Source organism: Serratia sp. HRI (assembly GCF_010119335.3).
GTDB classification, from domain to species: Bacteria; Pseudomonadota; Gammaproteobacteria; order Enterobacterales; family Enterobacteriaceae; genus Serratia; species Serratia nevei.
On the sequence record NZ_CP083690.1, the window covers coordinates 146,059 to 169,764 of the forward strand.

At 61.4% G+C, this 23,706-nt stretch carries 20 protein-coding genes and 1 pseudogene; 9 read left to right on the top strand and 12 right to left on the bottom strand.

The annotated features are described in order from the left end of the window. Window positions 1-92: 92 nt before the first annotated feature. The 4 genes from GF111_RS00720 to GF111_RS00735 form a co-directional block, all read right to left on the bottom strand. On the bottom strand, window positions 93-1,370 hold the full coding sequence (locus GF111_RS00720; RefSeq protein WP_162420035.1) for a TcdA/TcdB catalytic glycosyltransferase domain-containing protein: 1,278 nt from the start codon (window positions 1,368-1,370) through the stop codon (window positions 93-95). Between the two features lie 59 nt (window positions 1,371-1,429). After that, entirely contained in the window at window positions 1,430-1,696 is a 267-nt protein-coding gene (locus tag GF111_RS00725; RefSeq protein WP_038880676.1) for a hypothetical protein, read from the bottom strand. Between the two features lie 56 nt (window positions 1,697-1,752). Continuing rightward, complete coding sequence (locus tag GF111_RS00730; RefSeq protein WP_154235506.1) at window positions 1,753-2,037, bottom strand: hypothetical protein; 285 nt, start codon at window positions 2,035-2,037, stop codon at window positions 1,753-1,755. Window positions 2,038-2,245: 208 nt separating this feature from the next. Further along, window positions 2,246-2,992 carry a sulfite exporter TauE/SafE family protein gene (locus GF111_RS00735; RefSeq protein ID WP_038880641.1) on the bottom strand — a complete coding sequence of 249 codons (747 nt, stop codon included), beginning with the start codon at window positions 2,990-2,992 and terminating at the stop codon, window positions 2,246-2,248. A 105-nt stretch (window positions 2,993-3,097) separates the two neighbouring features. Here GF111_RS00735 and GF111_RS00740 point away from each other — a divergent pair, with 105 nt between their 5' ends. Beyond that, the gene (locus GF111_RS00740) at window positions 3,098-4,003 is read left to right on the top strand and encodes a LysR family transcriptional regulator (RefSeq protein WP_038880638.1); all 906 of its coding nucleotides are present in this window, start codon (window positions 3,098-3,100) and stop codon (window positions 4,001-4,003) included. On the opposite strand, the gene GF111_RS00745 is transcribed toward GF111_RS00740, so the two are convergent. From GF111_RS00745 to GF111_RS00765, 5 genes are all read right to left on the bottom strand, one after another. Then, window positions 3,987-4,847, bottom strand: coding sequence for an alpha/beta hydrolase (locus GF111_RS00745; protein ID WP_047727621.1), 861 nt, complete (start codon window positions 4,845-4,847; stop codon window positions 3,987-3,989). The genes GF111_RS00740 and GF111_RS00745 overlap by 17 nt on opposite strands. 99 nt (window positions 4,848-4,946) lie before the next feature. Next, window positions 4,947-8,519 (bottom strand): molybdopterin cofactor-binding domain-containing protein, encoded by a 3,573-nt coding sequence (locus GF111_RS00750; RefSeq protein WP_110597367.1) that lies wholly within the window; start codon window positions 8,517-8,519, stop codon window positions 4,947-4,949. After that, the gene (locus tag GF111_RS00755; protein WP_038873997.1) at window positions 8,512-9,054 is read right to left on the bottom strand and encodes a (2Fe-2S)-binding protein; all 543 of its coding nucleotides are present in this window, start codon (window positions 9,052-9,054) and stop codon (window positions 8,512-8,514) included. Before GF111_RS00755 ends, GF111_RS00750 begins: the two co-directional genes overlap by 8 nt. 85 nt (window positions 9,055-9,139) lie before the next feature. Then, window positions 9,140-9,613, bottom strand: a complete 474-nt coding sequence (locus GF111_RS00760) for a MarR family winged helix-turn-helix transcriptional regulator (protein ID WP_033634451.1) — start codon at window positions 9,611-9,613, stop codon at window positions 9,140-9,142. 66 nt (window positions 9,614-9,679) lie between these two features. Further along, entirely contained in the window at window positions 9,680-10,738 is a 1,059-nt protein-coding gene (locus GF111_RS00765; RefSeq protein ID WP_110593038.1) for a 2,5-dihydroxypyridine 5,6-dioxygenase, read from the bottom strand. 327 nt (window positions 10,739-11,065) lie between these two features. Here GF111_RS00765 and GF111_RS00770 point away from each other — a divergent pair, with 327 nt between their 5' ends. The 5 genes from GF111_RS00770 (at window position 11,066) to GF111_RS00790 (ending at window position 15,868) form a co-directional block, all read left to right on the top strand. Further along, window positions 11,066-12,217, top strand: a complete 1,152-nt coding sequence (locus tag GF111_RS00770; RefSeq protein ID WP_033645813.1) for an FAD-dependent monooxygenase — start codon at window positions 11,066-11,068, stop codon at window positions 12,215-12,217. Then, complete coding sequence (locus GF111_RS00775) at window positions 12,214-13,008, top strand: alpha/beta fold hydrolase (protein ID WP_038873990.1); 795 nt, start codon at window positions 12,214-12,216, stop codon at window positions 13,006-13,008. Before GF111_RS00770 ends, GF111_RS00775 begins: the two co-directional genes overlap by 4 nt. Before the next feature lie 66 nt (window positions 13,009-13,074). Beyond that, on the top strand, window positions 13,075-13,776 hold the full coding sequence (locus tag GF111_RS00780) for an Asp/Glu racemase (protein ID WP_224217872.1): 702 nt from the start codon (window positions 13,075-13,077) through the stop codon (window positions 13,774-13,776). 9 nt (window positions 13,777-13,785) lie between these two features. Further along, window positions 13,786-14,415 carry an N-carbamoylsarcosine amidohydrolase gene (locus GF111_RS00785; RefSeq protein ID WP_110593039.1) on the top strand — a complete coding sequence of 210 codons (630 nt, stop codon included), beginning with the start codon at window positions 13,786-13,788 and terminating at the stop codon, window positions 14,413-14,415. A gap of 142 nt (window positions 14,416-14,557) precedes the next feature. After that, a complete protein-coding gene (locus tag GF111_RS00790; RefSeq protein ID WP_038873983.1) occupies window positions 14,558-15,868 on the top strand; it encodes an MFS transporter in 1,311 nt (436 codons plus the stop codon). Window positions 15,869-15,939: 71 nt separating this feature from the next. Here the strand turns inward: GF111_RS00790 and dcp are convergent, their stop codons facing one another. Further along, window positions 15,940-18,141 carry a peptidyl-dipeptidase Dcp gene (dcp, locus tag GF111_RS00795; protein ID WP_147191200.1) on the bottom strand — a complete coding sequence of 734 codons (2,202 nt, stop codon included), beginning with the start codon at window positions 18,139-18,141 and terminating at the stop codon, window positions 15,940-15,942. Between the two features lie 106 nt (window positions 18,142-18,247). Further along, window positions 18,248-19,160, bottom strand: a pseudogene (locus GF111_RS00800) (LysR family transcriptional regulator). A 103-nt stretch (window positions 19,161-19,263) separates the two neighbouring features. Here GF111_RS00800 and GF111_RS00805 point away from each other — a divergent pair. Further along, the gene (locus tag GF111_RS00805) at window positions 19,264-20,427 is read left to right on the top strand and encodes an MFS transporter (protein WP_147191198.1); all 1,164 of its coding nucleotides are present in this window, start codon (window positions 19,264-19,266) and stop codon (window positions 20,425-20,427) included. Here GF111_RS00805 and guaD read toward each other — a convergent pair. Next, entirely contained in the window at window positions 20,412-21,728 is a 1,317-nt protein-coding gene (gene guaD / locus GF111_RS00810; RefSeq protein WP_038873969.1) for a guanine deaminase, read from the bottom strand. The two genes, GF111_RS00805 and guaD, sit on opposite strands and share 16 nt — an antisense overlap. A 427-nt stretch (window positions 21,729-22,155) precedes the next feature. On the opposite strand from guaD, the gene fecI reads away from it, so the two are divergent. Both fecI and fecR read left to right on the top strand, forming a co-directional pair. Next, on the top strand, window positions 22,156-22,680 hold the full coding sequence (gene fecI / locus GF111_RS00815) for a ferric citrate uptake sigma factor FecI (RefSeq protein ID WP_055312381.1): 525 nt from the start codon (window positions 22,156-22,158) through the stop codon (window positions 22,678-22,680). Next, window positions 22,677-23,633, top strand: coding sequence for a ferric citrate uptake sigma factor regulator FecR (fecR, locus tag GF111_RS00820; protein WP_147191152.1), 957 nt, complete (start codon window positions 22,677-22,679; stop codon window positions 23,631-23,633). The genes fecI and fecR overlap by 4 nt, the downstream gene beginning before the upstream one ends. The last annotated feature ends 73 nt before the right edge of the window (window positions 23,634-23,706 follow it).

Genomic DNA, 23,706 nt, shown 5'->3' on the forward strand with positions numbered 1-23,706 from the left:
CTCAGCGTCCCTTAGTAAAGTATCATGAAAAAATTCACACGCGAGTAGATTGGCAATAACCCATCGAAACTTAAATCACCTTACATCCAAAGCTATTTTCGCCATGTGGAATAGGCGCCATCAGGTGTATCTATGTTGTGTTGGAATAATGCAATGCCAAAATCAGAATTTTGCATGTACTCTGCTATAATATGTGGCTCAACTGAACAGTCAATATTGAATACTTTATAAGCCAACCCCAATAAAACCTCGACAATTAATCCCGGACCGGTTAAGACCGGAGTCACACAATAGTCCCTTGTTATTAACTCGGTCCGCCATGTTAAAAGCCTGGTCAGGTAACACGTGGTCTTATCATCAACGTAATAATCAAATATGCAATTATTTTTTTCCAAAAAGCGATACCTTTTCTTCATAGTTCTAAGGATGATCCTTATCGCTTTTGATTTTTGATGAGAAGATATGAAATTATTAAAATAAACACCTTTAAATCTTCTGAGCGATCCTAGCGCCAACAAATTTTTATAAACGTATGTTTCCCCCAATGGCAATATCATATCCAGAGAAAAATCAGAGAGATCCTGTTCGATAAGCCGTTTTATTTTTTCAAATCCAACAGCATCTACTCCTAACTCATTTTCATCACAGCCAATCACTGCTTCAGACCATAGCTCTTCTGAATTTATCTTTTTTAAAAAACACAGGGTCTTAAATAACAGAAACGAGTCACTCTCGACAATGCCCTCTTCTTCTATATGCTTATTTACCGCATGATATATATTGTCAGTGTATGGGAGTGTGTCAACATCGACATAAGTTCCACCATATTGGTAGATAATTAAAAGCCTGATGATGTCGCTTGCACTGGCAAGATTACACCTTAATATAATCTCATAATAATAATACTTAATGAAATCGTCAGAAACGTTGTAAAAAAGTTCTGTTATACTCTTTTTTACAAAGCCCCTGCAATCAAACCATGCGTCTTCTATAGCCATTGGCTGCCTTTGATAAGGGATCTCATTTTTTATCAAAAAATCAATAACTAGCTCATCAAAAGAAAAGCCCTCGTTTATTCTTTGGTATATATAATTAAAAGCTGAGTTTTTTATTTTTAACTCAGCCCTTACTTTATCCCTGATTTTTTTCGCGTTGACAAAATCTTGTATGGCATTGTTTAGTAAATGACACAGTGAAGAGTCTTTGTCATACCAAAAGAATATCTGCTTATCTTTATTCGTTTTTCTCCATATGTCGATATAATGAGTATTTACTTCATTTAAGTCACCGATCCATACAAAATGCAGGATATTTGGAACGGATAACCTTTCTATCTTTGGCAAATCGACACCCAATACGCCATGATTCATTTAAATCACCATACAAAATATAGTATAAATAACTTGAATGACTCAATACTGATTATGGCTCAGCTAAATAAATAAACCATGACCATAACAATGACGCAAATAGAACAGAGCAATAAATCACCGGAAAAATTTTTCAGTGAATCTAAATAGTCATTGCTGTTCTTATTTAGTTTGTTAATGGCATCGTTCTCGTTCTCAGCGTCTACTTCAACATGATGCTTTCTGAACCCCTTCTGCTTCATATCTTTAATTATTGCTCGTGTCACCACTTCCTTTCTCAGCACCCTTGATTCATCGCTCTTTATAAAAACAACATATTTATTCATCATATACCCCATAAAAGCACAGAATTTCACTTCTGTGCTGGGATTGCAACTGTTAATTAACGTTTGGTTCCGGATTCTCTGGTCTCTCTCGGTCCAGTGCCATTGCCGCCATACCCATTTCCTGTAGAACTGCCATTCCCCCAGAAACCACTGGCGCCGGAACCGCTGCCATAAGGGCTGTTTTTTGACAAGAATGACTGAAGCCCGCGGTCACCGCCGTTATTTCCACCACGAGCTGAAGAACCAGAGCCTCCGTTATCAGACGATCTTTTTCCACTGCCATCGCGATCCTGCCATCCCCCCGACACCGCATCAAATTGGCTACTTAAAATTTCCTTCATAAATATTCTCCTATGGGTTTACTGGTTTTACAGTCATTGAAAATAGCTTTAGTGGCAAAAGTAAAACACACTAATAACAATCCATAACCATCCTGTATTTCAGGATTAAAAACAATAAGCCAAGTGCGTTCTAAATATTGCAACCCATCATATTAGAATAAAATGCAGAATAATATACCTGACCTAATTACACATAAATGCTATCGATTTAATTAATTGAACGCCAAACAATCTCAATTCCCAAGATTAATAACCCGATAAAGAAAAGGCGGCGAAAAATCAGCGGGCTGCTGTGACGACGCACGATCCCGCCCAGCCACATGCCGCCCAGCGCCGGCAGCAGCGCCAGCAGCGAACCGCCGAGCAGCGCGCCGGGCAGCGCCTGATGCCAGGCTAATCCGGCGGCCAGCGCCAGCGTCGAGACGGTGAACGACAGCCCCAGCGCCTGCACCAGATCGTCACGCGCCAGGCCCAATGCGTTCAGATAGGGCACCGCCGGTATGACGAATACGCCGGTGGCGCCGGTCAGCGCACCGGTCACCAGGCCGCACAGCGGCCCCAGCCAAGGCTCCGCCGTGGCGGAAACGCGCCAATCGAAACGGGTGAATCCCAACAGCGCATAGCCGATCAGACAAGCGCCCAGCGCCAGCGGCGCCAGGCGGCCGTCGGTAGCGGTGAGCGCGCCGGCGCTCAGCAACGTGCCCAGCGTGACGCACAGCATCATCGGCCAGAGCCGGCGGCACAGCGCCCCCAGCCGCGGCCCGCACAGCAACTGCCACAGATTGGTGATCAACGAGGGCAACAGCAGCAGCGCAGCGGCCTGCCCCGGTGGCATCATCAGGCTGAGCAGCCCCATCGACACCGTCGGCAATCCCAGGCCGATCGCCCCCTTGACCGTGCCGGCCAGCGTAAAAATGCCCGTCAGGGCGATAATCTCGAGTAACGTCAGCGGCATACGTCTATCCTTATGGCAATCAACGGCCCGATTGTGGCCGACGGCACGGCGCGGCACAATGCGGCAATGGCAGAGCCTGCCAGCGGCAAAAACAGAGGAAGACGCATGCATTTTGACTTTATCGATCTGCGACTGTTGGCGGCGGTGCTCGAGACCGGCAGCATCACCGCCGGCGCCGAGCGCGTCGGGCTATCGCTGGCCGCCGCCAGCGCACGCATGCGCGGGCTGGAGCAACAGGCCGGCGTGGCGTTGCTGACCCGCAATCCGCGCGGCGTCCAGGCGACGCCCGCCGGTGAACGCCTGTTGCAACACGCGCGCGTGCTGCTGCAACAGCGCGACCGGCTGCGGGGTGACATGGCCGAGTTCGCGCCAGGCCAGCGCAGCCAGCTGCGCATCGTCGCCAATACCGTCGCCGCCGACGCTTTTCTGCCGGAGCTGCTGGCGGATTTTCTGGTGCTGCACCCACACACCGACATCGCGCTGGAGGAGCTGCCCAGCCCGGTCATCGCGCAGGCGATCGCCGAACAGGCGGCGGATATCGGCATCGTGGCGGATCACGCCGATCTGCGCGGGCTGACAAGCTACCCTTTCCGGCAGGATCGTCTGGTGCTGGCGCTGCCGCCGGGGCATGCGCTCAGCGGCCGCCGCACGGTCAGCTTCGCGGACACCCTGTCTTTTGAGTTTATCGGCCTGCCGGAAGAAAGCGCGCTGCAACAGCATTTGGAGCAGCTGGCGATACGCAGCGGCGGCCCGATGCGGCTACGGGCGCGCGCCGCTAATTTCGACGCCATCTGCCGCATGGTGCGGCGCGGCGCCGGGCTGGCGGTGGTGCCGGAAGAGAGCGCCCAACGCCATCCGCAGATCCGACACGGCGCCCTGCCGCTGACGGACGATTGGGCGACCCGGCGCCTGTCGCTGGTGGTGCGCGAATGGGCGCAGCTGCCGCTGCCGACGCAGCGGCTCGTGGCGTTCCTGCGCCAGGGGGAAGGCGGAATTACAGGTGATCGTTGAACCAGGCGATCTGACGGCCGATGATGCCGGCGAAATGCGGGCCGGCGTACATGTCATAGTGCTTCGCATTCTGCTCGACATGCAGCGCCTTCTTCGCGCTGCCTACCGCCTCATACAGTGCGATGCCCTGCTCCGGCGGATTCACGGTATCGCCGCCCGCCACCACCACCAGTACCGGACATGTGACTCGCGCCGCATTGTCACGCGGCTGATAGCGCAGCGTTTCGCGCACGGTCAGGAACGGGATCTTGATGTCCATCGCCGGGTAACGCACCTTGTTCTCCTCGAAGAACGCCTTCGACTCGTCATCGCTCAACACCCGGGTGACGGCGACAAACATCTCTTTGCCGGTGGCCTGCTGCTTCTCCGCCATTTTGTCCAGCGTGGCGATGAACGTCTGTTTTTCGTCGGCGGCCATTTTCCCCGTCACGATGGTTTCCCCGTCGGCGAAGGCCAGCTGGCTAACGACGCATTTGATGGCCGGCTCGGCCGCGGCAGCGCCGAACACGTGGCAGCCGCCAAACGACGTGCCCCACAGGCCGATGCGCTCGCTGTCGATCTGCGGGTGCGTTTGCACCCACCGGCTCACCGCCAGGATATCCTCAATCTGCAGCGCCGGTACCAGCCGCCCGCGTTCACCCTCGCTGGCGCCGAAGCCGCGATAGTCAAACGTCACCGCCGCAAAACCGGCGTTGACGAAGGCCTCGGCAAAGGCCGGCAGCAACAGCTCCTGAATGCCGCAGAAGCCGTGGCACAGAATAATCGCCGGAACCTTGGCCGGGTTATCAGGTAAACGAACTGTTACGGCCAGGCCGTTTTCCATTTTATGCGTGGTTAATGCCATGTTAACTTACTGTTTTTTATAGGTAAGGTAAAAATCAGGCTAACATTAATCCCCGAATGAACGCCGCCAGTCAATAACCCAATGTAACAATTTACAATGTTAATGATTCCCCGGCTCCGCACGCAGCCGCGCCACCTGCGCCTCCACGTCGCGCCAGGCCGGTTTGTCGCCGGCATAGCGTTGGCGCAGATAATTCACCAGCGCCGTCACCTGCCGATCGGAAAAGCTGTCCTTAAAGCCCGGCATAAATCCCAATTCGGCGGTGGCCGGCTTGGGGATCCCTTGCAGGATCACCTTGATCAGGTTATCGGGGCGATCGCTGAAGATATTGGTGTTATTGGCCAGATCCGGGCTGACGCCGAACAGCTGCGGCCCGCCGGCGGCGGCACTGTGGCAGGCCTGGCAGGCGCCCTGAAACAACCGCTCGCCGGCCAGCTGCCCCGCCGCCGGCAAAGCACGGGCCGCCAACTGCGCCTGCGGTTCCACATTCAGCGTCGCCTTGGTGCTCAGCGACATCACATAGTTGGCCATCGCCCGCAGATCGCTCTGCGGCAACGTCGCCATTTCGCTGACCACCGACCCCATCGGCCCGGCCGCCACGCCGTGCTCGGCAGAATGCCCGCTGCGGAAGTACTGAAACAGCTGCTCCTCGGTCCAGGGCTTGTCCGCATTGGCCAATTGATTCAGCGCCGGCGCTTCCCATCCGTCCACCATCCCCCCCGCCAGGAAAGCCGCGCCGCCCTTTTCTGCCCCCAGCAGATTGCGCGGCGAATGGCAGGCGGCGCAGTGGCCGAGCCCGTTGACCAGATAGGCGCCGCGATTCCACTGCGCGCTTTGTTGCGGATCGGGTTGAAATTCCCCCTGGCGCAGGAACAGCGCGTTCCAGCCGGCCATCAGCGGCCGCAGGTTAAACGGGAAGCGCATCTGATTGGCCGGATTGCTCTGGCGCACCGCCGGTTGCGACATCAGATAAGCGTACAGCGCCTGCATGTCGCCGTCGGTCATTTTACTGAATGCGGTGTAAGGAAATGCCGGATACAGATGGCGGCCGTCGCGGGCGATGCCCTGGCGCATCGCCCGATCGAACGCGGTAAACGACCAGTTGCCGATGCCGGTTGCCACGTCCGGGGTAATGTTGGTGCTGTAAAGCGTGCCGAACGGCGTCGCCATCGCCAGCCCGCCGGCGTTGGTCGCCCCTTCCGATGCGGTATGGCAAACCGCGCAGTCTCCGGCGGCGGCCAACTGGCGGCCGCGCTCCAGCGTGGCGGCCGACCAGGTGCCGGCGCCGGGCGTCGCCACCGGCGCGATCTCCGCCCGCCACGGCAAGGCGCTGCCCGCGATGCCCAGCACCGCGCCGAACAGCCCCGCCGCACCGCCGAACCACCATTTGCCGCGCTTCTTTTTCTTGGGTGGGGCAGCCTGCCGCTCGGCGTCCGGCCCGTTCAGCGCCTCTCGCAGCTTATCCGAGGTGATCGGCAGCTCGCGAAAACGAATGCCGGTGGCGTCGAACACCGCGTTGGCGATGGCCGCCGCGCTGGGCACCGACGCCGACTCCCCGGCGCCCAGCGGCGGATCGTAAGGGCGCGGCATCATCACCACGTCCACCTCCGGCACCTCCGGGAAGGTCAGGATCGGGTAAGCCCCCCATTCTTTGGCGGAGACCGTCGATTCCTCAAAGGTCACACGTTCTTTCAACACCCGGCTGGTCGATTGCAACACGTTGCCGTGAATTTGGTGGCGCACGCCGTCCGGGTTGACCATCATGCCCGCATCGTGGCCGACCACGATGCGCGTCACCGCCACTTCGCCGCTGGCTTTGTCGATAGCCACGTCGGCCACCCAGGCGGCCCAGGCCGCGCCAAAGCCGGGAAACTTGCTGTGGATGTAACGGGCGTAGGCAAAGCCGCGCCCGCGCAGCACGCCGTCTTCCGCCGGGGTCTGCATCGGTTCGGTATGCGGCGTCCAGCCGGCGCGCTCTGCGGTGCTGCGCATCAGCTCACTGGCGCGTTCGTCATGGATATAGCGCAGCCGGTATTCCAGCGGATCGACGCCGGCGGCGTGGGCCAGCTCATCGATATAAGATTCGTGAGCGAAGGTGTTCGGCAAGGCGGAAACGCCGCGCATCCAGGAGGCGCGCACGATCGGCGCCATGTCCTCGATGCTGACGCGCAGCGCCGGATACTCATAAGGCGGCACCGAGGTACGGTCGCCCATTTCATAGGCCACCGGCAGCGGTTCGACCCGGCCGGTCAGCAGCAGCGCCAGCGTCGGCGCGCCGTTGGAAGGATAATAGGTGCGAAAGTCGTAGGCGACCGGGTGCCCGGCGGCGTCCAGCCCGCCGTCCACTTCCATCAGCTGCGCCGTGCCCTTCGGTTCCCACACATGTTCTTGTTCGCGGGTCAGCTGCACCCGCACCGGCCTGCCCACCGCGCGCGACAGCAGCGCCGCGTCGGCGCAGACGTCATCGGCGCAATTGCGGCCATAGCAACCGGCCGCCTCCATGCGAACGATCTCGATCTGCGCTTCCGGGTATTCCAGCAGCCAGGCCAGATCGGCGCGCAGCAGGTGTGGGTTCTGGCTGCCTGACCAGACCTGCAGGCGCTCCGGCCGGTAGTCCGCCAGCGCGCAGGAAGGGCCAATCGAGGCATGCAGCTGATACGGCCACAGGTAGCTGCGGGTGAAACGCCTGTCGGCCGCCGCCAGCGCCGCGTCCACATCGCCGGTATCGTGCACCACCCGGGTCGAATGCGGGTTGTCGCGCAGCGCCTGCGCCACGTCGGTCATCTGCGGCAAATTGCGCCGCCAGTCTTTCCAGCTGACCTGCAGCGCCTGCGCCGCCTTGAGCGCCTGCTCTTCGCGCTCGGCGACAATGCCGATGAAATCGCCGATCACCACCAGTTTGACGATGCCGGGAATATGCGCGATCGAGGTTTCGTCCACCGCCAGCAGGCTGGTGCCGACAAACTCGCCGCTGTCGTACCCGGCATAGGGCGGCCGCACCACCCGGCCGTGCAGCATGTTCGGCAGGCGCATATCGTGTACGTAGGTGGTTTCACCGGTCGCCTTGGCCGGAATATCGACGCGCGCGGCGCTGGTGCCCACCAGGCGATACTCCGCCTGCGGTTTCAGCGGCGCGTCGCCGGAAATCGACAGCTCGACATGACCGCCGGCCACCAGCTCGGCGTAGCTGAGCGCCTGCCCCTGCGGGCTGCGGATCACGCCCTCCTCCAGCGTCAGCTGTTCCACCGGCGCATCGAAGCGCTGCGCCGCCTGGCGCAACAGCCAACGGCGCGCTTCGGCGGCGGCGTTGCGCAGCGGCACGGCGGAGATCTGCAGCGTGGCGCTGGCGATGGTGGCGCCCTGATTCGGCGCGCGTTCGGTGTCGCCCAACACCATTCGCACCTGATCCATGCGCAGGTACAGCTCTTCGGCGACGATCTGCCCGAGCGCGGTGCGCACGCCGGTGCCGAGATCGACATGGCCGTTAAAGGCATAGATTTCGCCGCTGCCGCACAGGGCGATAAACAGCCCTTGCTCCTTGGGCTTCAGCACCGGCGTTTGCCCTTTGGGCACCGGCCCCGACGGCGGTTGCACGCTGTCGACGATCAGCAGCACGCCGTCGCGCTGCAGCAATTCGGCCTGGCTCGGCGATGAGGGACGGGAATCAGTCATGGGCGTGGGCGTCCTCATCGCGGCAGAGAATGATGGCGCGCTGAACCGCACGCAGGATTTCGAGATGGGTACCGCAGCGGCACAGGTTGCCGGACAGCGCCTGACGGATCTCCGCCTCGCTCGGGGCGGGATTGCGATCCAACAGGGCTTTGGTGGTCATGATCATGCCGTTGAGGCAGTAGCCGCATTGCGCCGCCTGCTCTTCGATAAAGGCACGCTGCACCGGGTGCGGGCGCTGGCGATCGCCAAGGCCTTCCAGGGTCACGATCGCCCGGCCGGACACGCCGAGCGCCGGGATCACGCAGGAGCGCGCCGCCACGCCGTCGATCAACACGGTACAGGCGCCGCATTCGCCCAGGCCGCAGCCGTATTTCGGGCCGTTGAGCGCCAGATCGTTGCGCAGTACCAGCAAGAGCGGCGTATCCGCCATCACCTGCGCATGCAGCTGTTCGCCGTTTACCGACAGCATCAGCGGATGCTCCGTCAGCGTGGTTTTCGCGCCTTCCCTGGGCGACTGCACTTCAGATATCGCCATTGTTCGCGTCTCCGCCTGCACTTGATGGTCTTATGGGCTGGCCTCTCGCCACCGACCACCAGGCAACCGACGTTGCGCGGGCGAATCAGCCGGTGGGCGGATCTTCCAGCATTTTATTCAGCAGGAATATCAGCGCTATCCGTTCGGCCGGGTTGAGCGTGCCGAACGTCAGCTCTGTAATTTTCGCCGCCTGCGGCACCGTTTCCGTCAGCAGCACGGCGCCGGCGTCGGTCAGGCCGACCACCACCTTGCGCCGATCCACCGGATCCGGCGTCACCGTGATCAGATCGCGCGCCTTCAGCCGCTCGACGATGCCGCGTATGGTGGCCTGATCCACCGCCGTCACCTGCACCAGCTCGGTCAGCGAGCTCGGCCCCATATCGCGCACCGCGCACAGGGTGATGAACTGCACCGCCGTCAGCTGCGAATCGCCGACGTTTTGCTGGAAAATCGCCAGGTGGCGCTGATAAACCTTGCGCAGCAGGTGCCCGACTTGCTCGGTAAAATGATAATTTTCGGGTTGGCCGCTCACGGCTGACGGGTATTCGGGGGGCGTCATTGCGTTACTCTCACCATCTATGGAATCCACGAGAATAGTACAAACCCCCGCCGTTGGCAGCAACGATTACGCCCGGCGCATGCGCGAGGCCTCCGGCGCCACCACTTCCCCGTCCGCCACCACCGTTTGCCCGTCGAGGCGGATGTCGCAGCGGCGCAGCGCGATGTCCATATGGCAAGGCGTTTTGCGCGTGCCGCCCACTTCGGTATTCGGCCCGGTGGAGAACAGGAAGTTACCGTAAAACGCGCGCGCGTCCATGCACATGCCGTCGTTCTTGTCGTGCAGGCCCATCGCCGTCCACTGGGCGCGCGGCTGCAGGCCCCAGCCGATGTGCGAGATGCCGTACACCTCCGGATCGTCAAAGTATTTCATGTATTCGCGCAGGTATTCCGCCTCGAAACCGCCGTGAATGCGGGTAACGAACCCTTGTTCGATCTCCAGCGTGATGCGTTCGCGCGCGTAGCTTTTAAACGGCAGCAAGATATCGCCGACCTCCAGCACCAGCACCCCTTCCGCCTGCTCCTCATTCGGCCAGGTGAACAGGAAGCCGCTCGGCCAGTGATCCCAGCGCCCCGGTTCATCGGCATAGCCGTACTCGGTCACCGTCGGGTATTGCCCGAGCGGCGCGCGGAAATCGCTGCCGGCGGCGGAGGTCACCTGCATCAGCTTCGCCTGCTCCAGCACGGCGGCGGCGGCCAGCACCCGCGCCTTGTCCTCCGCGTTGGGCAACAGGCGCGCCAGCACCTCCGGCGGCTCCACCGCCAGCAGGATGCGGGTGCCGGTTTTCAGGATTTGCTCCTGCTCCGGCGAATGCAGCAGCATCATGGTATCGACGATCAGGTCGGCGGCCTCCAGCGCACGCTGCGCCGCCAGGTTGCCGGTCAGCGCGGTATCGCCGCAATAGGCGGTCATGTCGTTGCCCATCGCCCGCGGATGGTTGAACGCCGGCAGCTCGACGGCATACACCCTGGCGCCCAGCCGCAGCGCCGCGTCGGTCGCGGCGCGCACCGTGCGCGCATCGGAATAATGGCTTTTCAAGATCGCCACGCTCTGCGAAGCATCGACCTTCGACAGCGTAAGCACCTGCTCGAACAGCTGTACCAACTGGGTTTCATTGACCGCCATGGCCTGTCTCCTGTCTCGTCAAGGGTGTCCGACGCCCGCAAGGCGGCGGTGATTTTTCAAACAATTTAAAGTGAACACACTCATTTTTATCTAAGTCAAAAAAGCAAAGGAAAGCAAGCTGCGACTATCCATCATAAGAAAGTCCTATTTCATCCCTCTACAATCCTGTGGTTAACATGAGTTTAACAGTAATGCGCCGTCAATTAGCGTGAGCAAGATCTGATTTAACACTTTTGCAACTTTGCGTTATCTAGCGCATACACTATAAATCGATCGTCCAGCCACGCGTTGGGCCTACGCTGAAAAAAGCCAACAGACAGGGGAAACATGATGAGCAAACAACCACGCATCGCCGTCGTCGGCGCCGGGCTGGGGGGCGCCGCCGCCGCCGGGCTGCTGCAAAAAGCCGGCTTTACCGTCGATCTGTATGAACAGAGCCCGGCGTTCTCGCGCCTCGGCGCCGGCATTCACATGGGGCCGAACGTCCTGAAGATTTTCCGCCGGCTCGGCATTGAGCAGCGGCTGGAGCAGATGGCGTCTCATCCCGATTTCTGGTTCAGCCGCGACGCCGAGAGCGGCGACTATTTGTCGCGCATCGAACTGGGCGCCTTCGCCCGCCGGGAGTACGGCGCTGCCTATGTGACAGTGCATCGCGGCGATTTGCAGGCGTTGCAGCTTTCCGCGTTGCAGCCCGGCACCCTGCACTTCGGCAAATGCCTGAGCAAGATTGAAGATCGCGGGGACGAGGTGGTGCTGAACTTCGTCGACGGCACCTCGGCCCATGCCGACATCGTGATCGGTGCCGACGGCATCAATTCGCGCATCCGCGAACATCTACTGGGGGCGGAAGCGCCGACCTACAGCGGCTGGGTAGCCCACCGCGCGCTGATCCGCGGCGAGAAGCTGGCGAAATACAACCTGACGTTCGAAGACTGCGTGAAGTGGTGGTCGGCGGATCGCCATCTGATGGTCTACTACACCACCCAACGGCGCGACGAGTATTACTACGTGAGCGGCGTGCCGCACCCGGCCTGGGATTTCCAGGGCAGCTTCATCGACAGCAGCCGCGAAGAGATGTTCGAGACCTTCGCCGGCTACCACCCGATCGTGCAGGCGCTGATCGAATCCAGCGAGCAGGTCACCAAATGGCCATTGCTGAACCGCAAACCGCTGCCGCTGTGGAGCGAAGGCCGCCTGGTGCTGCTCGGCGACGCCTGCCACCCGATGAAACCGCACATGGCGCAGGGCGCGGCGATGGCGATCGAAGACGCCGCCATGCTGACCCGCTGCCTGCAGGAAACCGGCCTCGGCGACTACCGCACCGCCTTCCAGCTGTATGAAGCCAACCGCAAGGAGCGCGCATCCAGGGTGCAGGCGGTGTCCAACGCCAACACCTTCCTGCGCACTCAGGAAGATCCGGCCTGGGTCTACGGCTATGACCTGTACGCGCAAGCGCTGAAATCGGAGAACGCCGCATGAGCACCTTCCTCTACGGCGCCCACGTTCACGCCAACGGCATTCGCCAACATTACCTGCGCTACGGCGGCCACGGCCCGGCGCTGATCCTGATCCCCGGTATCACCAGCCCGGCGATCACCTGGGGCTTCGTCGCCGAGCGGCTGGGAGAAAAATACGACGTCTACGTACTCGACGTGCGCGGCCGCGGTTTGTCGTCCAGCGGCCCGGAACTGGCTTATGACGCAGAGACCTGCGCGCAGGACGTCAACGCCTTCGCCGCCGCGCTGAACCTGGCCAGTTACGCCCTGCTCGGCCATTCGATGGGCGCCCGCTTCGCCCTGCGCGCCGCCGTTTTGCAGCCCGCCGGCGTGCGGCGGCTGGTGCTGGTCGATCCGCCGGTTTCCGGCCCCGGCCGCCGCGCCTATCCCGGCCAATGGCCGTGGTACGCCGACTCGATCCGGCAGTCGCTGCCGGGCATGAGCGCCGAGCAGATGCGCGCCTTCTGCCCGACCTGGAGCGAAGAGCAGCGCCGGCTGCGCGCCGAGTGGCTGCATACCTGCTACGAGCCGGCGATCCAACGCGCCTACGACGATTTTCATCAGGTGGACAGCCACCGTGACTACCCGCTGCTGACCCTGCCGACGCTGCTGATCGCCGCGGGCAAAGGCGGCGTCATTCAGCCCGAAGACCGGGCGGAGATCCGCGCGCTGCAGCCGGAGATCGCCATCGTCGAGGTCGAGAACGCCGGACACATGATCCCGTGGGACGATTTCGACGGCTTCTTCCGCGCCCTGGGCGATTTTCTGGATTAACTGAGGAACACCGACATGAGCAACCACTACCGCATCGGCCAGATCGTGCCCAGCTCCAACACCACGATGGAAACCGAGATCCCGGCGATGCTGGGCGCGCGCCAGCTGATACGCCCGGAGCGTTTCACCTTTCACTCCAGCCGCATGCGCATGAAACACGTCAATAAAGAAGAGCTGGCGGCGATGGACGCCGAGTCCGATCGCTGCGCGCTGGAGCTCTCCGACGCGCGGGTCGACGTGCTCGGCTACGCCTGCCTGGTGGCCATCATGGCAATGGGGCTGGGCTACCACCGCGAATCGCAGGCCCGGCTGGCGCAGGTGACGAAAGACAATCAGGCCGCCGCGCCGGTTATCAGCAGCGCCGGCGCGCTGGTCAACGGCCTGAAGGTGATCGGCGCCAAACGCATCGCGCTGGTGGCGCCCTATATGAAACCGCTGACCCAGCTGGTGGTGGACTACATCCAGCACGAAGGCATTGAGGTCAAGGGATGGCGCGCGCTGGAGATCCCGGACAACCTCGACGTCGGCCGGCACGATCCGGCCAGGTTGCCGGGGATCGTCGCCGAGATGGATTTACGCGAGGTCGATGCTATCGTGCTGTCCGCCTGCGTACAGATGCCTTCGCTGCCGGCCGTTCCGACGGTGGAAGCCCAAACCGGCAAACCGGTGATCACCGCCGCCATCGCCACCACTTACGCGATGCTGACCGCGCTGGAGCTGGAACCGATCGTCCCCGGCGCCGGCGCCCTGCTGTCCGGCGCCTATTGAGGAGGCAGAATGAACGACACCCTCAGCGACAACTATCGCGGCGTCTGGGGCCTGCGCCTCGGCTTCGGCCGGCGCCCGGCGCTGCTGGCGATCGACTTTATGCAGGCCTACACCACCGAAGGCGCGCCGCTGTTCGCGCCGGGCGTGGTGAGCGCGGTCGAGGAAAGCCGCGAGCTGCTGGCCTGTGCGCGCCGCACGGGAATTCCTGTGATCCACACCCACATCCGCTATCATGCAGGCCATTTTGCCGATGGCGGCCTGTGGGTCAAAAAAGCGCCGGTGATGAAGGACATGGTGGCGGGCAACCCGCTGGCGGCGTTCTGCCCGCCGGTGGCGCCGCTGGCCGATGAGGTGGTGCTGAGCAAGCAATACGCCAGCGCCTTCTTCGGTACCGCACTGGCGCCGCTGCTGGTGGCGCAAGGGATCGATACGCTGCTGATGATCGGCTGCTCCACCAGCGGCTGCATCCGCGCCAGCGCGGTGGACGCGGTGCAACACGGCTTTCGCGCCATGGTGGTGCGCGAGTGCGTCGGCGATCGTCACCCCGGCCCGCACGAAGCCAACCTGTTCGACATCGACAGCAAATACGGCGACGTGGTGCACAAACGGGAGGCGCTCGACTACCTGAACCGGTTATGAGTCAACGATTCACCTGCAACGACAATAACGAAGGCGCAGACAGCGCTTCACGCGACCGCCCGAAACAGGGCGGCGCCCATGCAACGCAAACACAACAGGCGCCTCCTGCGGAGGCCAACACGCACCACCTGGAGACAACATCATGGCCATTGTCGACACCCCGCTGGCGGGGAAAGCGGACGCAGAATCGCTGCTGCTGTACCGCAAAATCACCTGGAAACTGATCCCGTTTCTTTGCCTGTGTTACCTGGCGGCCTACCTCGATCGCATCAACGTCGGGCTGGCCAAGCTGCAGATGGCCGACGCGCTGCAGCTGAGCGAAGCGGCCTTCGGCCTGGGCGCCGGGCTGTTCTTCGTCGGCTATATTCTGTTCGAGGTGCCGAGCAACCTGATCCTGCAGCGCGTCGGCGCCAAAATGTGGATCGCCCGCATCATGATCACCTGGGGGCTGTTGTCCACCGCCACCATGTTCGTCACCACGCCGACCCAGTTCTACGTCATTCGCTTTCTGCTCGGCGTGGCGGAGGCCGGTTTTCTGCCCGGCGTGCTCTTTTACCTGACGCTGTGGTTCCCGACCTATCGCCGCGGCCGCATCATCGCGCTGTTCATGATCGGCCTGCCGCTGTCCAGCGTAATAGGCGGGCCGCTCTCCGGCTGGATCATGGGCCATTTCGACATGCGCCACGGGCTGCACGGCTGGCAGTGGCTGTTTTTGCTGGAGGGCATTCCCAGCGTGCTGTTGGGCGTGCTGACCTTCTGGCTGTTGCCTAACACTTATCAGCAGGCCAATTGGCTGACGCCCGAGGAGAAACAGCGCATCGCCGACGATTTGGCGCGTGACGACGCCGAGGCCGATCACGGCAAGCACAGCTTCCGCGACGGCTTCTTCAACCTGAAAGTGTGGATGCTCGGCGGCATCGACTTCGCCATTCTGCTCAGCGCCTACGCCATGGGCTTTTGGATGCCGACCTTCATCAAAACCGCCGGCGTCACCGACATCACCACCATCGGCTACCTGACGGCGATCCCCAGCGTCGCCGCCCTGCTCGGCATGCTGCTGATCGGCAGCAGTTCCGACCGACTGCGCGAACGGCGCTGGCATATCATCGTGCCGTTTATCGTCGGCGCGCTGGCAATGGCCGGCAGCACCTTCTTCACCCACAATGCGCTGGCCACGGTGCTGCTGTTCTCCATCGCCCAGGCGGCGATCATCGGTGCGGTGCCGGTATTCTTCAGCCTGCCGGCCACCTTCCTGCGCGGCACGGCGGCGGCGACCGGCTTCGCGCTGGCCTGTTCGCTGGCCAACATCGCCGGGCTGGTGAGCAATTCGCTGATGGGGCTGGCGCTGGATCTGACCGGCAAGAGCGGCGGCGCGCTTTGGGCCTTCGCCGGCTGCCTGCTGCTCAGCTCGCTGCTGGTGGTGGCCCTGCCGGCCAAGGTGGTGAACCGCTGAATGTCGGCCACGCCAAAAAGACGAAGGGCGCATAACGCGCCCTTTTGTTTGCTTACCGGGAATGGCCGAACTTACTCGTCCTTCAGCCCGCGGTTGATCAGCATCGGTTCGATGCTCGGCTCTTTGCCGCGCCAGTCGATGTACAGCTTCTCCAGATCCTGGCTGTTGCCGCGCGACAGGATCATGTCGCGGAAGCGCTGGCCGTTTTCGGCGGTCAAGCCACCGTGTTCGGTGAACCACTGGAAGGCGTCGTCCGCCAGCATTTCCGTCCACAGATAGGCGTAGTAGCCCGCGGCGTAGCCGTTACCCCAGATGTGCTGGAAATAGCTGGAACGGTAGCGCGGCGGCACGTAGCTGAGATCGACCTTGTCTTTTTGCAGCGATTCGGCCTCGAACTTGTCCACGTCCTGCTGCGGTTGGTCGGCGGTCAGCATGTGCCAGTGCATGTCCAACAGCGCGGCGGACAGCAGCTCGGTCATGCTGTAGCCCTTGTTGAACTTGTCGGCCTTCTTGATCTTGTCGACCAGTTCCTGCGGCATCGCCTCGCCGCTCTGGTAGTGCTTGGCGAAGTGGCTGAACACTTTCGGATCGCTGACCCAGTGCTCGTTGAACTGCGACGGGAACTCGACGAAGTCGCGCGCGGTGTTGGTGCCCGACAGGCTCGGGTATTCCTGATCGGCGAACATGCCGTGCAGCGCATGGCCGAACTCGTGGAACATCGTGATCACGTCGTCATACGACAGCAGCGCCGGCTGCCCCGGCGCCGGTTTGGTGAAGTTGGCGACGTTGTAGATCACCGGCTTGGTGCCGTTGAGCTTCGACTGATCGACGAAGTTGCTCATCCAGGCGCCGCCGCCCTTGTTGTCGCGCTTGAAGTAGTCGGTGTAGAACAGCGCCAGCGATTTGCCGTCCTTGTCGAACACTTCATACACCTTGACGTCCGGCTGGTAGACCGGGATGTCCTTGCGCTCTTTGAAGCTGATGCCGTACAGCAGGTTGGCGGCGTAGAACACGCCGTTGTTCAGCACGTTGTTCAGCTCGAAGTAAGGCTTGATCTGCGACTCGTCCAGATCGTACCTGGCCTTGCGCACCTGTTCGGCGTAGAACTGCCAGTCCCAGGCCTGCACCTTGAAATCGCCTTTCTGCTGGTCGATCACCGCCTGAATGTCTTTGGCTTCACGCTCGGCGCGCGCGGTGGCCGCCGGTACGATGTTGCGCATAAAGCTCAGCGCGGCATCCGGTGTCTTGGCCATCTGGTTTTGCAGTTTCCAGGCGGCGTAGTTCGGGTAGCCCAGCAGCTTGGCCTGTTCGGCGCGCACCTTGGCCAGACGGGAAATGGTCTGACGGGTATCGTTGCCGTCGCCCTTCTCCGCACGCGTCCAGGAGGCGTCGAACAGCGTTTGGCGGGTATCGCGATCTTTCAGGCTCTGCAGCAACGGCTGTTGCGTGGTGTTTTGCAGCACCAGCAGCCACTGTTTCTCCAGCTTGCGTTCGGCGGCCGCCTGGGCCGCCGCAGCCAGCTCGCCTTCCGACAGGCCGTCCAGCTTCGCCGGGTCGGTTATCGCCAGCGCGCCGTTTTTGCTCGCCGCCAGCAGTTTGTTGGTGAACTGGGTGCTCAACGTCGCCGCTTCCTGGTTCAGCGCCTTCAGCTTGGCCTTGTCGGCGTCCGACAGGTTGGCGCCCGCCAGCTCGAAGTTCTTGTAGGTCACTTCCACCAGCCGGCGCGATTCCGGATCCAGCTTCAGCGCATCGCGATCCTGATAGATGGCCTTGATGCGAGCGAACAGCTTGCCGTTGAGCATGATGTCGTCGTTCAATGCCGCCAGCTTCGGCGAGGTTTCTTCATCCAGTTTCTGCAGCGCGTCGCTGGTGTTGGCCGAGGTCATGGCGCCGAACACGTTCATCACCCGCGTCAGCAGCGAACCGGCCCGTTCCAGCGCCACGAAGGTATTCTTGAAATTAGGCTTGGCCGGGTTGTTGGCGATCTTCTCCACCTCTTCCCGCTTTTGCTTGATGCCCGCCTCGATCGCCGGCGCGTAGTCGCTCTCCTTGATCAGGTTGAACGGCGGCGCCTGGAACGGCAGACGGCTTTGATAGAAGAACGGATTCTGAGTCTTTTGCTTGTCGTGCTGATTGGCTTCACCGGTCACGGTAGCCTCCTTCGCCTGGCCGCTGGGCAGCGCGCTATGGTCGGCGTGAGGTTGGGTTTCTGCTGCCTGTGCCTGCGCGCCCAGCGCCATGCCGATCGCCAGCACCAATGTGGATAAACGCATCAAATCGAAACTCCTCCATGTTCACGGAATAAGGTCTCGGGGAATCACTCCCTCTGAGTCACCTCCTAGCTTAGGTGCAGTTGGCAGTTTGAGCAAAAACAAGTGATTAGAAGTTAGCCGCCGCGCCAACCTGCTGTATCAGGAACGTCAGCAACGCGCGCGTTTTGGCCGGCAGATAGCGGCGGCCGGGGTAAACGGCATACAGCTGCAACGGCGCCGGCGGCAGTGCCAGCGGCACCTCAACCAAACGGCCGTCGGCCAGAAACGGCCGGCAGCCGAGCTCGGAAAGCATGGCGAACCCCACGCCGGCCAAGGCCGCCCAGCGCCATCTCCCCGCTGTTGACGCGATAGCGCGTATTGACCGGGACGGTAACGAAGGTACCGTCCGGGCAGACGAACTGCCACGGCATCCCCTTCAGCGCATCCACCGTACTGATGCAGGGCAATTGCGTGAATTGTTCAATCGCCGACGACGGCGGCCACTGCGCCAGCAACGCCGGAGCGGCCACCACGATGCAGGGGAAAGACGCCAGCGGCTGCGCGACATAGTCGCTGTCGTCCAACATGCCCCGGCTGATCATCACCGCCAGGTCAACATCATCGAGCAGCGACGTCATACCCGCCAGGTTGGTCACGCAGCTGATTTCGATCTGCGGATGCTGCAGGGCGAACGCCGCCAGCGGTTCGCCCAACAGGTATGGCCCCACTTCATTGGGCACGCACAGGCGCAGCGGCCCGCGCAGCTGTTGCTGCCGCTCGCTGAGGGTTTGCGCGGTGTGTTCCAGCGACGCCAGCAGCGGCTGAGTGCGTTCATGCAACAGCAGGCCGTTCGGCGTCAACCGCATCGAACGGGTGCTACGTTCGAGCAATCGCTGCTCGAGCTGACGCTCCAGCTGAGAGATGTAGCGGCTGACGTTGGAAGTCGGCATCGCCAGCGCTCGCGCCGCCCCGACGAAGCTCCCCTGTTCCACCACCGCCACGAAAATGCGTAACAGATTTAAATCCAATTTGGCGCGCATGATTATCCCTAATTTGATAACAAACTATGCCATTTCTACCATCTAATCCCGACCAACGCCAAACGCTACACTGCCGGCCTGATTCTGCAACCGATGGATGCTTATGACACCCGCGAGAAAGCTGACGGCGATAGCGCTGGTCATCGCCTTTATTCAGTTCACCAATGCCCTGGAATACATGGTATTCAACCCAATATTCCTCTACATGGCCGCCGATTTTTCCGTGCCCGTCAGCTTCGCCGGCTATGTCAGCGCGGCCTATACGCTGGCTGCGGTGATTTCCGGCATCGGCGCATTTTTCTGGATCGGCGGCGTTGAGAAGCGGCGCTTTCTGCTGCTCAACGTCACGCTGCTGGGCGTGACCACCTTATTGATCGCTGCAACCCAGCAGTTTTACTGGCTGCTGGCACTGCGGCTGTTGGCCGGGCTGTTGGGCGGCACCACGATGGGCGTCGGGATCGGTCTGCTGCTCAACGCCGCACCGGCCGCGCTGCACGGCAGAATGTTGGCGACGGTGATCGCGTCCTTTTCGTTAGTGAGCATTGTCGGCATGCCGGGCATGCTGTACCTGTGCGAAGTGGCAAGCTGGCGCGCCGCGCTGGTGACTATCGGCGGGCTGTGTCTGCTGGCGGCCGTCTTGGTCGCGCTGTTCGTTCCCAGGGATGCGCCGCAGCCACGGGCTACCGCGCCCGTCGCGCTCGATCGCCGGTTGCTGCTGTTCGCCGCCGCCGCCGGCCTGACGCAGTTCAGCCCGATGCTGCTGATCCCGGTGCTGGCGCCGCTGCTCACCCAGCGGCTACAGGTGGCAGACGCGCATTTGCCCTGGCTGTTTCTCATCGGCGGCGTGGCCGGCTATCTGGCGACCGTTCTGGCGGGCCGCTGGCTGCAACGCTTTGGCGTCGTGACGCTGACGATGGGCGCCACGCTGTTGCTGCTGGGCAGCCTGTGGCTGGCGGCGCGCGGTGGCGATCGCGGCGAGCTGTTCATGGTCGCGTTTCTCGCGGCGGCCTATGCGCGACTGGTGGCGATCTCCTCCCTGAGCATGCGCTGGCCGGACGCTCGGCAGCGCGCCGCCTTTGGCGTACTGCAAACCGCCCTGATACACCTGAGCGCCACGGCGGCCTTCCTGCTCTCCTCCGCGTTGCTGAGCAGCGGCCTCACCCCGCTTAGCCTGCAACGCCTGTTATGGCTGTGCGCGCTGAGCGCGGTCGCCGTCGCGCCGCTCAGCGTTTGGCTGCAGGCGCGGCTGCGTCAGCGCGGCGCCTGATAAACCACCTTGCCGTCCACATAGGTGCGATAAATGTTGCGATCGTCCCCCAGCGTCATCAGCACGAACCCTTGTTCCGCCGACGTGGCGCTGTTGGCGTAGCGCAACTGCTGCAGCGGCGTGACCGCCGGATCGAGCACCACGAAATCCGCCTCTTTGCCGACGTTGAAGTTGCCGATTTTGTCGTCCAGCGCCAGCGCGCGGGCGCCGCCCAGGGTGGCGTGATAGAACGCTTCTACGGCGGAGAGCCGGTAATGCTGCAGCTGGCCGACTTTGTACGCCTCGCCCAGCGTACGCAGCATATTGAAGGTGGTGCCGGCCCCCACGTCGGTACCGATGCCGAGCTTCACCCGCTTGCGCCAGGCCTGCTGCAGATCGAACAGCCCGCTGCCGAGGAACAGGTTGGAGGTGGGGCAAAACGCGATTGCCGAGCGGGTCTCGCACAGGCAGTCCCACTCCTGCTCCTCCAGGTGCAGGCAGTGGGCGAACACGCTTTTGCCGCCGGTCATGCCATAGCGGTGGTAAACGTCCAGATAGCTTTGGCTCTGCGGGAACAGTGATTTTACCCAGGCCACTTCCTGCGGATTCTCGCTCAGGTGCGTCTGCAGCCAAACGTCGGGGAATTCTTCGCGCAGCCGCTGCACCTGCGCCAGCAGCGCCGGGGTACTGGTGGGCGCAAAGCGCGGCGTAATGGCGTAACCGAGGCGGCCTTTGCCGTGCCAGCGCTCGATCAGCGCACGCGTCTGGCGATAACTTTGCTCCGGCGTTTCCAGCAGCGCCTCCGGCGCATGGCGATCCATCATCACCTTACCGGCGATCAGGCGCATGTTCAGCGTTTGCGCCTGGGTGAACAGCGCATCGACCGACTGCGGATGCACGCTGCCGAACACCAGCGCGGTGGTGGTGCCGTTGCTCAGCAACTCCCGCAGAAAGAAGGCCGACATCTCGTCGGCGTGCTGCTCGCAACCGTAACGGCTTTCGGTCGGGAAGGTGTAATTGTTTAACCAGCCCAGCAGCTGGTCGCCATAGGCGCCAATCATTTCGGTTTGCGGGTAGTGGATGTGGGTATCGATAAACCCCGGCACGATCGGTTTATCGCGATACTCCGTGACCGCGAAACCCGGCGGCAACAGCGCCTCACCCTGCTGCCAGCTGCCGAACCAGACGATGGTGCCCTCGTTAAGCAGCAACAAACCGTCGGGAATGTGCCGCAGGCGTTCGTCAAGCTGTTGCGGTTCCTCCACGCAGGCGGTGATATCAAAAAAATTGCCACGAATAGCCGTAGTGAATTGCAGTGCCATTATTTTCTTCCTTGTGACGACCGGCCAGGCTCACCCGCGTAATAATCTTCGCTGATGAAACAATGCCTTTTATTATCCAAACTCAAAGACCGGGTTAAGCATAGCAAGCCGTGTGCCAATAGGCGGCCATAAATATATTTCCATTTAAAAACAGAGGTATATTAATTTAATCAAAGAAAACCAACCGATGAAAAAGAATAAAACGCGCGGCGGCCTTCAGCGGCAGACCAATAGCAACCGTTTGCTTGCCGGAATAACACCGTGCCGCTGCACCTTTACGGGGCAAGCGGATAATTTGCGGCCGTTGCGGTTATTTTAACGCGATACAAAGCGGTCAGACCCATTCCGCAGGCCACCCGACAAACTTGAAACGATAACCATTCTCAATTATCATCCGCGCATCTTTTTGACCAGCAATGCGAAAACCATGTCCGCCACCGCTTCCGCACCGCACACCGCGCTGTCGCGCCTTTACGCCACCCACCATGCCTGGTTGCAGGGATGGCTGCGCAGGCGGCTGGGCTGCGCTTTCGACGCGGACGACGTGGCGCAGGACACCTTCATGCGCCTGCTGAAAAGCGACGCCGCGGCGACCCTGCGCGAGCCGAAAGATTTTCTGGTCACCGTCGCCAAACGGGTGATGGTCGATCTGTTTCGCCGCAGAACGCTGGAGCGCGCCTATCTGGAGATGCTGGCGCTGATCCCGGATGGCTATGCCCCGTCGCCGGAGCAGCGCCAGAGCCTGCTGGAAAGCCTGCAGCAGATAGACGCCATGCTCGACGGCCTGGGGCCGAAGGTGAAACAGGCCTTCCTGCTGTCGCAGCTCGAAGGCCTGGGCTATGCGGACATCGCCGTGCGCCTCGGCGTGTCGATCAGCTCGGTTAAAAAATACATGGCCAAGGCCACCGAGCATTGCCTGCTGTTCAGCCTGGAAAACGACGTTTTCTCATGAGCAACGCCATCACCCCAGAGCAGCGCCAGGCGCTGAAGATGGCCGCACACTGGTATGCCCTGCTGTGCGATGAGCACGTCACCGACCGCCAGCGCCAACAGTGGCAAGCCTGGCATCAGCAGCATGACGATCACCGCTGGGCCTGGCAGCGCGTCGAAGCGTTGCAGAGCCAGCTGCAGGGCGTGCCGGGCAAGTTCAGCTACCGCGCGCTCGATCGCGCCGGCCGCCAATCGGCGATCGATCGCCGCACCCTGCTGAAGAGCCTGCTGCTGTTGCTCGGCGTGGGTGGCAGCGGCTTCCTTTACCAGTCGCCGCTCGGCCGGGAGCTGCGCGCCGACTACCGCACCGCCACCGGCGAGATCAAACCCATTGTGTTAAGCGACGGCACCCAGCTGGTGCTGAACACCGCCAGCGCGGTGGACGTGCATTACGACGATCGCCAACGGCTGATCCGCCTGCACGCCGGGGAAATCAGCCTGGTTACCGGACGCGACCCCCGGCCGCTGTGGGTGCAAAGCCCGCAGGGAGCGATGCGCGCGCTCGGCACCCGCTTTTTGGTGCGTGAGAGTGGCGGCGAGACTCGGCTGACGGTGCTGGAGCATGCGGTCGAAGCGCAGCTGGAGCAGGACGCGCGGCAAACGCGCCGGGTGGAGGCCGGAGAACAGATCGGCTTCAGCGCCACGGCCTTCAGCGAAAAGCAACCGGCTGCGGCGGAGGACGGCTGGCTGCGCGGCGTGCTGAGCGTCAGCCAGTGGCGGCTGGACCGGGTGATCGCCGAACTGGCGCGCTACCGACGCGGCCACCTGAGCTGCGATCCGGCCGTCGCCGGCCTGCGCGTCAGCGGCAGTTTCCCGCTCAGCGATACCGATCGCGCCCTCGCCCTGCTCCGCCAGACCCTGCCGGTGCGCCTGCAGAGCTTTACCCGCTATTGGCTGCAAATCGTCCCCGCCTGAATCCCTTTAAATGAAAATGATAAAAAATCGCATTCTTGATTATCCCTTTTGCTTTGCTCATCCGACTCCCAGG